The following is a 13071-nucleotide window of genomic DNA, read 5'->3' as shown; positions in this document are numbered from 1 at the left end:
AGGAGTGGAACCCATGAAAGTAAGGAAGGCGATTATTCCAGCTGCGGGTCTCGGAACCAGGTTTCTCCCTGCAACAAAAGCCATGCCAAAAGAAATGCTGCCGATTGTCGACAAGCCTACGATTCAATACATCGTGGAGGAAGCAATTAATGCAGGTATAGAAGATATCCTTATTGTGACAGGTAAAGGAAAGCGCGCAATTGAGGACCATTTTGATAACTCATTTGAGTTAGAGCAGAATTTACTAAGCAAAGGAAAAGTGGAACTGCTGAGTGAAGTGCAAAAACCATCCAATGTGGATATTCATTACATCCGACAAAAAGAACCAAAAGGACTGGGGCACGCGATTTGGTGTGCAAGAAAATTTATCGGAAACGAACCGTTTGCCGTCTTGCTCGGTGACGATATTGTGCAATCCGAAACACCTTGCCTCAAACAAATGATGAATCAGTTTGATCGCTTCAGCTCCAGTATCTTGGGAGTTCAGAGTGTGAACCCTAACGAAGTTTCCCGATACGGCATCGTGGATGGAAAAGAAATAAACAACAAACTTTACACCATCAAGGCTCTTGTAGAGAAGCCGGCTGTTGAAGAAGCCCCGTCTAACCTGGCCATCATGGGTCGCTATATTTTAACGCCAAGGATTTTTGACATCCTGCAAAATCAGGCACCTGGAGCAGGAGGCGAAATACAGCTTACAGACGCCATCGCTACACTTAATCAATTCGAAGCAGTGTATGCCTACGAATTTGAAGGAAAACGCTATGATGTCGGTGAAAAACTCGGTTTCATTGAAACAACCATCGAATTTGCCCTACAGCACGATGAATTGAAATATCCGCTATTGGATTTCCTGACAAAGGTGATTAACCGGGAAACCATTAAATAATATCCTGATAGGAGGATAACCGTGTCAAAGAAAATTCTTTTTTGTGCCACAGTAGATTTCCATTTTAAAGCGTTCCACCTGCCTACCATGAAATGGTTCAAAGAACAGGGATGGGAAGTTCACGTTGCTGCAGCCGGAAACATCGATTTACCTTTTACAGATCAAAAACATGTCATTCCCATCCACCGTTCACCATTTCGGAAGGAGAATGTGAAAGCCTATCAGGAATTAAAAGCTATTATCAATCAGAATCAGTACAAAATCATTCACTGTCACACGCCACTTGGTGGCGTGTTGACAAGGCTTGCGGCAAAGGAAGCCAGAAAAAAAGGCACGAAAGTTCTCTACACCGCACATGGTTTTCATTTCTGCAAGGGGGCACCATACATAAACTGGCTACTCTACTACCCTATCGAAAAAAAGCTTGCCGCATTTACAGATTGCTTAATTACTATAAACAGAGAAGACTATGTACTTGCCGTTGAACAGCGATTCCCTTCCCCACATATTGAATTGGTAAACGGAGTGGGAGTAGACACAACCCGCTTCCAACCTGCAACAGAAAAACAGAAAAAAGAACTGCGCCTTAAACTTGGCTTTAAACAAGATGACTTTATCCTTTTCTACGCAGCAGAATTTAACAAAAATAAAAACCAGAAAGTGCTCATTAACGCTATAGCAACCCTAAAAGACGAGCTTCCCAAAGCTCGTCTTTTACTTGCCGGCGAAGGAATATTGTTAGAAGAATGCAAGAGGCTGGCAGAAAAAATTGGAGTTTATTCCCAAGTGGAATTCCTTGGATTCAGAAAAGACATTGACCAAATCCTCCCAGCTTGTGACGTAGCAGTCGGATCCAGTTATCGTGAAGGCCTCCCAGTCAACATCATGGAAGCGATGGCTTGTGGCTTACCGGTAGTTGCAAGCGACAACCGCGGACACCGGGAGTTGGTTTTTGAGGAATATAATGGATTTTTGTTAAAAGAAAACTGTAGTAGCGAGTTTTCAGCTGCATGGAAGAACCTCTATACAAACACCGAACAGAGGAAACTCTTTGGTCTTAACGGAAGAAAGTTAATACTAAACAAGTTTAATGAAGAAGCGGTTCGACTTCAACTTGCCGAAATTTACAAAAAGTATATGCCAGAACAGGAGGGTGTTCTATGGGAAGCCCGATAAGAGTACTTCACGCCGTAGTAAATATGAACAGGGGCGGAGCGGAGACTCTACTAATGAATCTCTATAGAAATATCGATCGAACAAAAATTCAGTTTGATTTCCTGACCTGTAAAGAAGGAGTTTTTGATCAAGAGATTCAAAGTCTAGGAGGAAAAGTGCATCGTATTCCTTATATTACAGACGTTGGACAGCGGGGGTATACCAAAGCACTTAACCAGTTCTTTTCATCCACCAAAGAATATAAAATTATCCACTCTCACATGGATAAAATGAGTGGTTTGGTGTTGAAAGTAGCTAAAGAACATAATGTACCTACTAGGATAGCTCATAGTCACAATACTAGTAGTGAGGGGAACTCAATAGCCAAACTATATAAATGGTATGTAGGAAAAGACATTTTAAAATTTGCAACCCACTATATGGCTTGTTCACATAAGGCAGCGGAGTGGCTCTTTAAAAATAAAATTCATCAGGCTCAAATCCTTAAAAACGGAATTGAACCAGAGAACTTTAAGTTTTCAGCTTTCAACAGGGAACGTATAAGGGAAGAATTTCAATTAAAGGAGTCGGACTTTGTAATAGGCCATATAGGAAGATTTAATGAACAAAAAAATCACAACTTTTTATTGGATGTTTTTGCAAAACTATCAAGAGTGGATAAGAGAGCGTACCTTTTACTGGTGGGAGACGGAGTTCTACAGGAGCAACTGAGGAAAAAGGTGCAACGATTAAAGTTAGAAGAAAAAGTAATTTTTGCAGGTGTAAGAAGTGATATTCCCCACTTGCTTCAAGGGATGGATTTATTTGCATTTCCATCTTTACATGAAGGTTTACCTGTTACGTTAATCGAGGCCCAGAGTGCCAATGTTCCATGTCTGATATCTGATGTTATTACAGAAGAGGTCGATATGGGGTTAGGGTTAGTAGAATATCTTCCCATAAAAAAACATCATCAATGGGTTGAAGCCATATCAACTAAAATGAGCAATTCTACCGACCGAGAAATGGACTTTTCGAAGATTTTAAGTGACAAGGGCTACAATATAAAAAATACAGCTTCTTGGACAGAAGGTTTTTACTCGGCAATATAAAGGTGGTCAGGTAATGAAGTTATTAACAGTATTTACACCAACATTTAATAGAGGCTATTGTCTTGGAAGATGTTATGAGAGTCTAGCGAATCAGACCAGCAAAAATTTCACGTGGTTAATTATCGACGATGGCTCAACTGATGGAACAAAAGAATTAGTGGAAACTTGGAGAAGAGAAAATAAAATTGAAATAGAGTATATCTGGCAGGAAAATCAGGGGATGCACGGTGCCCATAACACTGCCTATGAGCATATCACAACCGAACTAAATGTTTGTATAGATTCAGATGATTATATGCCAATGGATGCTGTGGAGAAAATATCGAGTTTCTGGAAAAAACAAGGTAGCGAGAAGGTCAGCGGAATTGTTGGCTTGGATCTTTTTACAAATGGTCAAATTATCGGTACCCCATTACCTGAAGAACACAAAACATCTACTCTTTTTAATTTGTATTACAAACACGGGGTAAAAGGTGATAAAAAACTCGTATATAGGACTGAATTAACTAAAAGATATCCATATCCCATTTTTACCGGAGAAAAATATGTAGGGCTGGCTTACAAATATTATAAACTTGACCAAGACTACGAACTCTTGATCATGAATGAGGCTTTATGTGTTGTCGAATATCTTTCAGATGGATCTTCTGTCAATATGCTAAAGCAATACCGAAAGAATCCTAAAGGATTTGCTTTTTATCGAAAAGAACTTATGAATCTCCCATTCGTAAGTTTTGTGTTTAAAGTTAGGCAAGCTGTACATTATGTATCCAGCAGTTTAATCATGAATAATCGAGGGTTCATTTCAGAAGCTCCTAACAAGGGAATTACAACATTGGTTCTTCCATTTGGATATTTGCTCTACTTATACATCATTACAAAAACAAAGGTTGCTTAGTGTGCTGTTCATGAAAGGAATAAAGAGAAGATGACTGTACTTTATTTAAACCTTGTTACTGTTTTTTCTTTGGGTTGGATTGCTAGGTACTTTTCCACCCCTGCTATGGAAACAAACACTTATTCGCCCGTTGAGATTAAACCAAGCAGATATCTTACAATGTTGGCTATGATTACATTGATATTAGTATCTGGATTGCGAACAAATATTGGAGACACATTTTTTTATCTGCATGCATATCAATTACATGAATTTACATGGAAATTTGTATGGAGTCAGAAAGATATAGGCTTTGGCTTACTACAAATGATGTTAAAAAGGTTGTCTGAAGATCCGCAAATATTAATTTTATTCACAGCAATGATAACAAATATGTTAATCGTCCTAGTCCTTTACAAGTATTCAAGAATGATAGAGTTAAGCCTGTTTGTTTACATCACAAGCGGCTTGTTTTTAGTATCTATGAATGGAATAAGACAATTCCTTGCGGCAGCTATTATTTTTGCCGCAACAAAATACGTTATGGATGGAAGCTGGAAAAAATTCATTGTAGTGGTCTTAGTTGCCTCCACCTTCCATCAAAGTGCACTTATACTGATCCCTATCTATTTTTTGGTTAGAAGAAAAGCATGGACTAGATCTACATTTGCTTTGTTAGTCCTCGCCATGATTGTTGTGATTGGGTACAACCAGTTTTCAAGCATCCTGTTTAGTGCTTTGGAAGATACCCAATATGGGCATTACAGCGAGTTTTCGGAAGGTGGCGCCAGTATTCTAAGAGTAGTCGTGTATGCTGCCCCTTTATTTGTCGCGTATTTAGGAAGAGAGAAGCTTAGAGATATCTTCCCCAAAAGTGATTACATTGTAAATCTATGTATTTTGAATCTGATCTTCATGATCATCGCTTCCCAGAATTGGATTTTTGCAAGGTTTACCATCTATTTTGGATTATACAATTTAATCTTAATTGCGTGGATAGTAAAGTTGGTGAAAGAAAGAGATCAGAAGCTCCTCTATTATGGGATTATTATTTTTTACTTAGTTTACTTTTATTATGAACATGTCATCTCATTGGGTATTTTGTATAAAAGTAATTATTTATAAGGAGTTATACTATGTCTACAACAGATAAATGTATATAGGAGAAACTACAAAACATTCTACTTTATTTTTATGAAATAGGGCAGGAACTGAAAGATAAAACTTGAGTTTCTACACAAGAATGAATAGCAATAGGGATTAGGTATTCTTAAGGAGGTAAATATGAAAAGATATTTTGATTTAATTGCTTCAATAACTTTAGTCGTAGTCTTAGCTCCATTGTTTATTGGAACATCGATTTTTGTGAAACTTGATGTGGGGTCACCAATTTTATTTAGACAGAGCAGAATTGGATTAAATGAAAAACCTTTTACAATTTACAAATTCCGAACAATGTCTGATAAAAAAGGTGTTAATGGTGAATTATTACCCGATGTTGAAAGGATCTCTTTATTAGGAAAGCTACTTAGAAAGTTTAGTTTAGATGAACTTCCACAACTATTTAATGTAATTAAAGGGGATTTAAGTCTTGTAGGACCAAGACCTTTATTACCTGAATATCTACCTTTGTATAATGAGGAACAAAAAAGAAGGCACCATGTAAAGCCTGGGATTACTGGTTTTGCACAAGTTAATGGGAGGAATTCTATATCATGGGAAGAAAAATTCCAACTAGATACTTGGTATGTAGACAATCAATCATTTTTATTAGATATAAAAATATTAGTAATTACTATTATTAAAACGGCATTTCCAAAAGGTATTAATAATAATCAAACAATGACAATGCCATTATTCAAAGGAGAAAAACATAATGGATAAGATAAATATTTTATTTACAAGTTCGGGAAGAAGGGTGTCATTAATAAATAGTTTTAAAGAACTTAGAGATGACGTGGGAAAAATAATTACAGCCGATAGGAATAACCTTGTTCCAACAGCGAGAATTAGTTATAAGCATTATACTATTCCTAGTGTTAATAGCGAAAATTATATATATGAGCTCTTAAACATATGTAAAGAAGAAAATATAACATTGTTAGTCCCGCTCATTGATCCAGAGTTAGCTATATTATCAAAATCGTTACACTTTTTTGAAGAGATAGGGGTTAAAGTATTAGTATCAAGTAAAGAATTAAATGAAATTGCTGATAATAAAGTTAAAACATATAACTTTTTCAAAAAAAATAACATATTAACTCCTAAAGTTTATAATAACTATGAAATTAATGACATAAATTATCCAATAATAGTTAAACCTTTTGATGGTAGTTCGAGTAAAGGTGTTACAATTGTTAACAACGAAAGGGAATTATCCTTTTTTAGGGAATACATTTCTAATGCCATGATTCAAGAATATGTTCAAGGTGATGAATATACAGTTGATGTAATGTTAGATTTCAGTGGAAACATCATTGCTATTGTGCCGAGATTGCGGATTGAAACAAGAGCTGGTGAGGTTAGTAAAGGTCAGACAGTTAAAGATATTGAAATAATTAATGCAACAAAAGAGGTTATTGAAAAACTTCCAGGGGCATCTGGTTGTATTACATTACAATGTTTCAAAAAAGATGACGGGAGCATAGTGTTTATAGAAATAAATCCACGATTCGGTGGTGGTGTACCATTATCTATCGGTGCTGGTGCAAATTTTGCATTGTGGACTATTCAACTCCTTAAAGGAGATCCTATTGAATATGATAGTACTTGGAAAGAAAATGTTACAATGCTTCGATATGACAATGCAATTTTTATTGGTAATTGATGTATGCATTATAAGGCTTTAATTTTTGATATGGATGATACACTTTTTAACGAAATCGAATTTGTTTTTAGTGGTTTTAAAACAGTAGATGATTGGCTAAAGACAAATTGGAATCAACAAGGCTTTTATAAAACTGCCACAAATATATTTTTAAACGGTGATAAGCAACTTGTTTTTAATAAAGCTTTGGACTGCATGGGAATAGACTACACTTCCTCGCAAATCTATGAATTGGTGAATGTTTATAGAAATCATCCACCTAATATAAACATATTAGAAGAATTCTTAGAACTGCAGAAGAAAATAAAACCTTGGGTAAAATTAGGGGTCATTACTGATGGGTATTTAGTCACTCAAAAAAATAAAGCTAGATCCTTAAGGTTAAATGATTATTTCCACAAAATTATCTTTACTGACGAATACGGAAAAGAATTTTGGAAACCACATAGGCTTTCTTATGACATGATTTGTAAAGAGTTCAGTTGTGAGCCTACAGATTGTACGTATATTGGAGATAACATAAATAAAGATTTTATAACTGCTAAGCAACTTGGCTGGAGAACTGTACAAATACTAAGAAATGATAGTATTTATAAAGATCAAATAGTTGAAGAACACTATAAAGCTCATCACAAAATAAATGATTTGAGAGAGATAACAGAAATTGAAGAGTTAAAAGATCTTTTCAATGAATAATTCTATAAGGAGAGATTGAATTATGGAAGTGTATAAAAACAGGATATTCCTGTCCCCCCCTCACATGAGTGGGAATGAGATGAAGTACGTACAAGAAGCCTTCCAGACCAATTGGATTGCCCCACTTGGGCCAAACGTCGATGCTTTCGAAAAAGAATTAGCAAGTTATGTAGGAGTCAATGATGCTGTAGCAGTTAGTTCGGGAACTGCAGCGATTCATTTGGCTCTTTCTTTGTTAGGTGTGGGAAAAGGAGATACTGTATTCTGTTCCACCTTAACATTCGTAGCGAGTGCAAATCCGATTCTTTATCAAGGAGCTGAGCCAGTTTTTATTGACTCTGAGCCAGATACTTGGAATATGTCGCCAAAGGCTTTACAACGGGCTTTACAGGATGCTTTTGTTAATGGGAAATTACCTAAAGCCGTTATTGTGGTTAATCTTTACGGTCAAAGTGCGAAGATGGATGAAATTGTATCATTGTGTGATATGTATGAAGTACCTGTAGTTGAAGATGCAGCGGAGTCATTAGGATCCTACTACAAAGGAAAACCAAGTGGAACATTCGGTGTTATCGGAATCTTTTCTTTCAACGGGAACAAAATTATAACCACCTCAGGCGGGGGGATGCTAGTTACCAATGACAAAAACCTCGCAGAAAAAGCTCGATTCTTAGCAACTCAGGCAAGAGATCAAGCTGTTCACTACCAACATAGTCAGAAAGGGTTTAACTACCGTTTGAGTAATATACTTGCAGGGATTGGAAGGGGACAATTAGAGGTTCTAGAAGACAGAGTCCAAGCCAGAAGGGAAATATTTAATAGATATTATAACGATTTAAATGTAGTTAGTGGAGTGGAATTTATGCCTGAATTAGCGGAAACTATGTCTAATAGATGGTTGACTGCAGTTTTAATAAATGAACATAAGGCAGGTATTAATGCCAATGAAATAATTAAAGCACTAGCTAAGGAAAATATTGAAGCCAGACCAGTATGGAAACCACTGCATTTGCAACCTTTGTTTCATGATTGCAAGTATTTCCTACATAGTGAAACAGATGTTGCAGCTGCACTCTTTGACAGAGGGGTATGCTTACCATCAGGATCTAACCTAACACCAGAAGATCAAAATCGTATTATTAGCTGTATTAAACTCCTCACAAATGAAGTGCTGGTCAAGGGAGGCTGAGAGTTAGTGACACAACAAAAGATTCCTAAAATCGTACACTACTGTTGGTTTGGTGGAAAAGAGAAACCACCAATAGTGAATAAATGTATGGAGAGTTGGAAATGTCATCTTAAAGATTATCAGTTTATGGAGTGGACTGAAACAAATAGCGATATTCATAAAAATAAATATGCTCTTGAAGCTTATAATGCAGGTAAATTTGCCTTTGTAAGTGATTTTGTACGGGTAAAGACTCTTTTTGAATACGGTGGCATTTATCTTGATACAGATGTTGAAGTGTTTCAACCTTTTGATAACTTACTAGACAATGAATCTTTTTGGGGATTTGAACAAGAAAATTATATTGCTACAAGTACGATAGGAGCTAGCCCCAAAAATAAACTGATAAAAGAATTTCTAAATCTTTATAAGGATCGGTCTTTTATTAATAAAGATGGTAGCCTGAATGATTTGACGAATGTAGCGCTGGTTACAGAGATGTTGGAGAATTTCGGGTTGGTTAGAAACGGTAAATTTCAAACTATCCAATATATAGGTACTGTGTATCCGCAAGTATTTTTTTCTCCATATGACTATATTAATTGTATGAATTTTGCAACAACTGACACTTATGCTATGCACCATTTTCATAAAAGTTGGCTGCCATGGAATGTCAAGCTCAAAGGGAAAATAAAAGCGACATCTGCTTTTATTATAGGTGGGAAAAATTTAGCGAAAATAAGAAAGGCCATAGTTAAGAAGTAGGTGATTTTAATGAAGAATATACTAATTGCTTCCTATGACTTAGAAATAGGAGGGGTGGAAAAAAGTTTGTTAAGTATGTTAGAACAGTTTGATTTTAATAAATTCAATGTTGATTTAATGCTTTATAAACACCAAGGGGATTTACTGCCAATGCTTACTGAGAAAGTGAATTTATTAAATGAGATACCACAATATGCCTCGTTTCGAAAATCAATTGGCACATTACTTAAAGAAAGAAATTATACAATCGCAATATCAAGAATTATAGCAAAGCTACAAGGTGAACTAATTGGGAGAATAATGCGTTTTTCAGAACCAGGCTATTACCAAATGCAATTAATGTGGAAATACGCATTGGAATATTTACCAGAAGTTGAAAGAGAGTATGATTTAGCAATTAGTTATTTGTGGCCACATAACTTTGTGGCGGAGAAGGTAAAAGCAAAAAAAAGGGTAGCATGGATTCATACAGATTATTCAACAGTAGATACTAATATCCAATTGGATTTGCAAATGTGGAACAAATTTCATAACATTATAGCCGTTTCTACAGAATGTAAAAAGGCATTTCTTGTAAAGTATCCATCGCTGGAAAAGAAGGTAATTGTTCTAGAAAATATTACTGCTCCTGCACTAGTAAGCGAATTATCAAAAGAAAAAGTGGATAATCCTTTGAAAAGTGATACGCGCTTTAAGATAAACACGGTAGCAAGGCTATCTCATGCAAAAGGAATTGATAATGCTATAAATGCTTTAAAAATACTAAAAGCAAAAGGCTATCAGAATATTGCTTGGTATGTTGTAGGGTACGGAGGAGATGAAGCTAGTCTTAGGAATCTAATAAAATCTCATGGCTTGGAAGAACACTTTATTCTCTTGGGAAAGAAAATCAACCCATATCCTTTTATTAAAGAAGCCGATCTATATGTGCAACCATCAAGATATGAAGGGAAGGCTGTCACGGTCGGAGAAGCCCAAATACTAGGGAAACCGGTTTTAATAACTAATTACCCAACAGCACGTAGTCAAGTACAGGATGGTCTAGATGGTATTATCTGCGAGTTATCGCCAGAAGGATTAGCCGACTCAATAGAATTGCTGTACCACAATCCACAGCTAAGAAACCGACTGTCTCAATATTGCCAATCAATAGACTATGAAAATCATTCACAACTAGATAAACTTTATCAATTGGTCTAAGGTGTATAGCAAAAGGACATGTAAATTATTACCGATATTTCAAATAAAGATTTAATAACTAAAAGGATAACGAAGATTAAATAAACTATTTCAACGTGAATGAGGGATAAATATGGAGAATATACTGTTACTTGATACATCAGTAGGATCATTAAATAAAGGTGACGATATAATTATGAAATGTGTAAAACACCAACTCAAGGATTTAACCATGGATTCGTTTGTCTTAACTTTACCAACCCATGTATCACCATTTCAATGGTTTCAAGTGTTAAGGGGGTCAAATAGGGTTAAGATATATTCTAATGCTAAGTATAAGTTTGTAGGTGGTACTAATTTACTTACAATGGATATGCTCACTCATTTTCCACAATGGAACATCAATTTATTTAACTATTCTCCACTTAAGGATAGCATTTTATTAGGAGTTGGCGCTGGAAAAGGAGATAAAGTAGGTATATATACTAAAATGCTTTATAAAAAAGTACTTTCAAAAGACTATATACACAGTGTAAGAGATGAAAGAACAAAGAAAATTTTAGAAGGCATGGGTTTCCGAGCATACAATACTGGTTGCCCCACTTTATGGTCACTAACGCCAAATCATTGTAAAGAAATTAAACAAACAAAATCAGATAAAGTTATTTTTACTTTAACTCATCATTCTAAAGATTATTACAGAGATCAAATACTAATTGACACTTTAAAAAATAATTATAAAGATATTTATTTCTGGATTCAAGACGCCAAAGATTTATCTTACTTAAATGAATTGCAAAATATAGAAGGAATTAAAATTGTTCCTCCTGATTTAGAGAATTTCGAAAAGTGCTTAAGTTCAGACATTGATTATGTAGGTACTCGCTTACATGGAGGAATTTATGCTATGAGAAAAAAGATAAGGTCAATAATAATTTCAATTGATGAACGTGCTAGGGGAATGGAAGAAAGTTATAACTTAAACATCATTGAACGAAAAAATATACAAGGTTTAGAAGGTTTAATTAACTCTAAGATAAAAACAAATGTAAATGTGAATTTTGAAATTGTGAATAAATGGCTTAATCAATTTAATTAACAGAAGGAGATAAGTTATGAGTGAAGTATTTTTAAAAAAGATTATAGCAAATAATAATAGGGTTGATTATATATATAATATCAATGGAGAAATTAGTAAGTATTTTAATCAGGAAAACGTATTGTTCTTGGAATATAACAAAAATATTTCGAAAGTACCATTTAGCATTCTAGCTATACCATTTATAGCAAATATTGCTCCACTTATATGGATAACAGACTCTGTGATTTACTTAGAAGAATTAGATGAAGTGTTCTACAAATCTTTAGATGAAGTAAAAAAAGGATATCAAGCTATGTTCCCCAGCATGAATTTTAAAGGGAGCATAATTGTAAAAAAATTGGTTAACAACGAATACGAAATTAATACTCAATCTGCAGCTCTATTTAGTGGGGGGCTAGATGCACTTACTACATATATTAGAAATAAAAACTCTAATCCTATACTAATAACTGAATATGCATGGCATGAGCAAAGAATACAAAAAAATGAGACGTGGGAGGCAGATAAGAAAAATGCTCTCTTATTTGGAACTTCTAATAATTTGACTAATATTTTTGTTGAATCTAATTATGGAACAATAATAAGAAGCAATTTAGTAGATAAAGATTATTCAAAGAAGCTGGGTGACACATGGTGGCACGGGCTTCACCATGGGCTTGCAATTATATCTGCTGCTATTCCAATTGTATTCGAAATGAGGATACAAACATTATTTATCGCTAGCTCTAATACTCCAGCCTTTAAAGTTACATGTGCATCGGACCCAACAGTAGATAACAAAATAAAATTTGCATCAGGAAAAGTTATACACGATGGGTATGAATTGACTAGACAAAAAAAACTAAATATGGTTTTAAATAACTCTAGTGATTTAGAAAATATTCAATTAAGAGTTTGCTTTAAACAGGAGCAAAATTGCTGTAAATGTGAAAAGTGTTTAAGAACAATAATGGGTATTATAGCAGAAGGGCATGATCCAAGAAATTTTGGATTTAATCTTCCAGAAGGTTCGGTGGAAATGTCGGATTTTTTATCTAATGCTTTAAGAAAAGAAATTAAGTTTTTCACTAATAATTTTATACAAATATACTGGTTAGAAATAAGAAGTAGATTTAGAGATAACTATCAAAAGATATGCTTCAAAGAAGTTTGTTTATGGATGAATAATTATAATTTTAGAAAAGAAAGATTTAAGGAATTAATGGTATATAGAATTAGGTATTTCTTTCCTATAGTTAGACGAAAGATCAAAAATTTATATAGAGATTCTTTATACTATCAAAGAAGCAGATGATATTTTA

13 protein-coding genes are annotated in these 13071 nt (G+C 34.7%); all 13 read left to right on the top strand.

The genetic code is table 11. The features are described from left to right. Nucleotides 1-13: 13 nt before the first annotated feature. The 13 genes from galU to LG307_RS19045 all read left to right on the top strand — a co-directional run bounded on the left by galU (nucleotide 14) and on the right by LG307_RS19045 (nucleotide 13064). The gene (gene galU / locus LG307_RS19105; protein WP_404445305.1) at nucleotides 14-889 is read left to right on the top strand and encodes a UTP--glucose-1-phosphate uridylyltransferase GalU; all 876 of its coding nucleotides are present in this window, start codon (nucleotides 14-16) and stop codon (nucleotides 887-889) included. A 21-nt stretch (nucleotides 890-910) separates the two neighbouring features. Continuing rightward, nucleotides 911-2065, top strand: coding sequence for a glycosyltransferase family 4 protein (locus tag LG307_RS19100; protein ID WP_404445303.1), 1155 nt, complete (start codon nucleotides 911-913; stop codon nucleotides 2063-2065). Continuing rightward, complete coding sequence (locus tag LG307_RS19095) at nucleotides 2050-3156, top strand: glycosyltransferase family 1 protein (protein ID WP_404445301.1); 1107 nt, start codon at nucleotides 2050-2052, stop codon at nucleotides 3154-3156. Before LG307_RS19100 ends, LG307_RS19095 begins: the two co-directional genes overlap by 16 nt. Before the next feature lie 13 nt (nucleotides 3157-3169). Further along, the gene (locus LG307_RS19090) at nucleotides 3170-4054 is read left to right on the top strand and encodes a glycosyltransferase family 2 protein (protein WP_404445299.1); all 885 of its coding nucleotides are present in this window, start codon (nucleotides 3170-3172) and stop codon (nucleotides 4052-4054) included. A gap of 30 nt (nucleotides 4055-4084) precedes the next feature. Then, the gene (locus LG307_RS19085; protein WP_404445297.1) at nucleotides 4085-5158 is read left to right on the top strand and encodes an EpsG family protein; all 1074 of its coding nucleotides are present in this window, start codon (nucleotides 4085-4087) and stop codon (nucleotides 5156-5158) included. A gap of 159 nt (nucleotides 5159-5317) precedes the next feature. Further along, on the top strand, nucleotides 5318-5917 hold the full coding sequence (locus LG307_RS19080) for a sugar transferase (RefSeq protein WP_404445295.1): 600 nt from the start codon (nucleotides 5318-5320) through the stop codon (nucleotides 5915-5917). After that, on the top strand, nucleotides 5910-6860 hold the full coding sequence (locus tag LG307_RS19075) for an ATP-grasp domain-containing protein (protein ID WP_404445292.1): 951 nt from the start codon (nucleotides 5910-5912) through the stop codon (nucleotides 6858-6860). The genes LG307_RS19080 and LG307_RS19075 overlap by 8 nt, the downstream gene beginning before the upstream one ends. Before the next feature lie 3 nt (nucleotides 6861-6863). Continuing rightward, the gene (locus LG307_RS19070; RefSeq protein WP_404445289.1) at nucleotides 6864-7556 is read left to right on the top strand and encodes an HAD family hydrolase; all 693 of its coding nucleotides are present in this window, start codon (nucleotides 6864-6866) and stop codon (nucleotides 7554-7556) included. 22 nt (nucleotides 7557-7578) lie between these two features. Next, nucleotides 7579-8745 (top strand): DegT/DnrJ/EryC1/StrS family aminotransferase, encoded by a 1167-nt coding sequence (locus tag LG307_RS19065; protein WP_404445286.1) that lies wholly within the window; start codon nucleotides 7579-7581, stop codon nucleotides 8743-8745. A 6-nt stretch (nucleotides 8746-8751) separates the two neighbouring features. After that, nucleotides 8752-9489 (top strand): glycosyltransferase family 32 protein, encoded by a 738-nt coding sequence (locus tag LG307_RS19060; protein ID WP_404445284.1) that lies wholly within the window; start codon nucleotides 8752-8754, stop codon nucleotides 9487-9489. A gap of 9 nt (nucleotides 9490-9498) precedes the next feature. Further along, nucleotides 9499-10689: a glycosyltransferase gene (locus LG307_RS19055; protein WP_404445281.1), complete on the top strand. Its 1191-nt coding sequence runs from the start codon at nucleotides 9499-9501 to the stop codon at nucleotides 10687-10689. 112 nt (nucleotides 10690-10801) lie between these two features. After that, entirely contained in the window at nucleotides 10802-11767 is a 966-nt protein-coding gene (locus tag LG307_RS19050) for a polysaccharide pyruvyl transferase family protein (protein WP_404445279.1), read from the top strand. A 16-nt stretch (nucleotides 11768-11783) separates the two neighbouring features. Then, a complete protein-coding gene (locus LG307_RS19045; RefSeq protein WP_404445276.1) occupies nucleotides 11784-13064 on the top strand; it encodes a peptidase in 1281 nt (426 codons plus the stop codon). The last annotated feature ends 7 nt before the right edge of the window (nucleotides 13065-13071 follow it).

The sequence above is a fragment of the Sutcliffiella horikoshii genome (assembly GCF_044809035.1).
GTDB lineage: Bacteria > Bacillota > Bacilli > Bacillales > Bacillaceae_I > Sutcliffiella_A > Sutcliffiella_A horikoshii_G.
This window is presented reverse-complemented; position numbering and strand designations above follow the sequence as displayed.

Bases quoted from the DNA above. Each gene is read 5' to 3' on its own strand.
- LG307_RS19055 (WP_404445281.1), top strand. From the start codon at position 9,499: ATGAAGAATATACTAATTGCTTCCTATGACTTAGAAATAGGAGGGGTG.
- LG307_RS19045 (WP_404445276.1), top strand. From the start codon at position 11,784: ATGAGTGAAGTATTTTTAAAAAAGATTATAGCAAATAATAATAGGGTT.
- LG307_RS19085 (WP_404445297.1), top strand. From the start codon at position 4,085: ATGACTGTACTTTATTTAAACCTTGTTACTGTTTTTTCTTTGGGTTGG.
- LG307_RS19050 (WP_404445279.1), top strand. From the start codon at position 10,802: ATGGAGAATATACTGTTACTTGATACATCAGTAGGATCATTAAATAAA.
- LG307_RS19080 (WP_404445295.1), top strand. From the start codon at position 5,318: ATGAAAAGATATTTTGATTTAATTGCTTCAATAACTTTAGTCGTAGTC.
- LG307_RS19065 (WP_404445286.1), top strand. From the start codon at position 7,579: ATGGAAGTGTATAAAAACAGGATATTCCTGTCCCCCCCTCACATGAGT.
- LG307_RS19075 (WP_404445292.1), top strand. From the start codon at position 5,910: ATGGATAAGATAAATATTTTATTTACAAGTTCGGGAAGAAGGGTGTCA.
- LG307_RS19090 (WP_404445299.1), top strand. From the start codon at position 3,170: ATGAAGTTATTAACAGTATTTACACCAACATTTAATAGAGGCTATTGT.
- LG307_RS19070 (WP_404445289.1), top strand. From the start codon at position 6,864: ATGCATTATAAGGCTTTAATTTTTGATATGGATGATACACTTTTTAAC.
- galU (WP_404445305.1), top strand. From the start codon at position 14: ATGAAAGTAAGGAAGGCGATTATTCCAGCTGCGGGTCTCGGAACCAGG.
- LG307_RS19095 (WP_404445301.1), top strand. From the start codon at position 2,050: ATGGGAAGCCCGATAAGAGTACTTCACGCCGTAGTAAATATGAACAGG.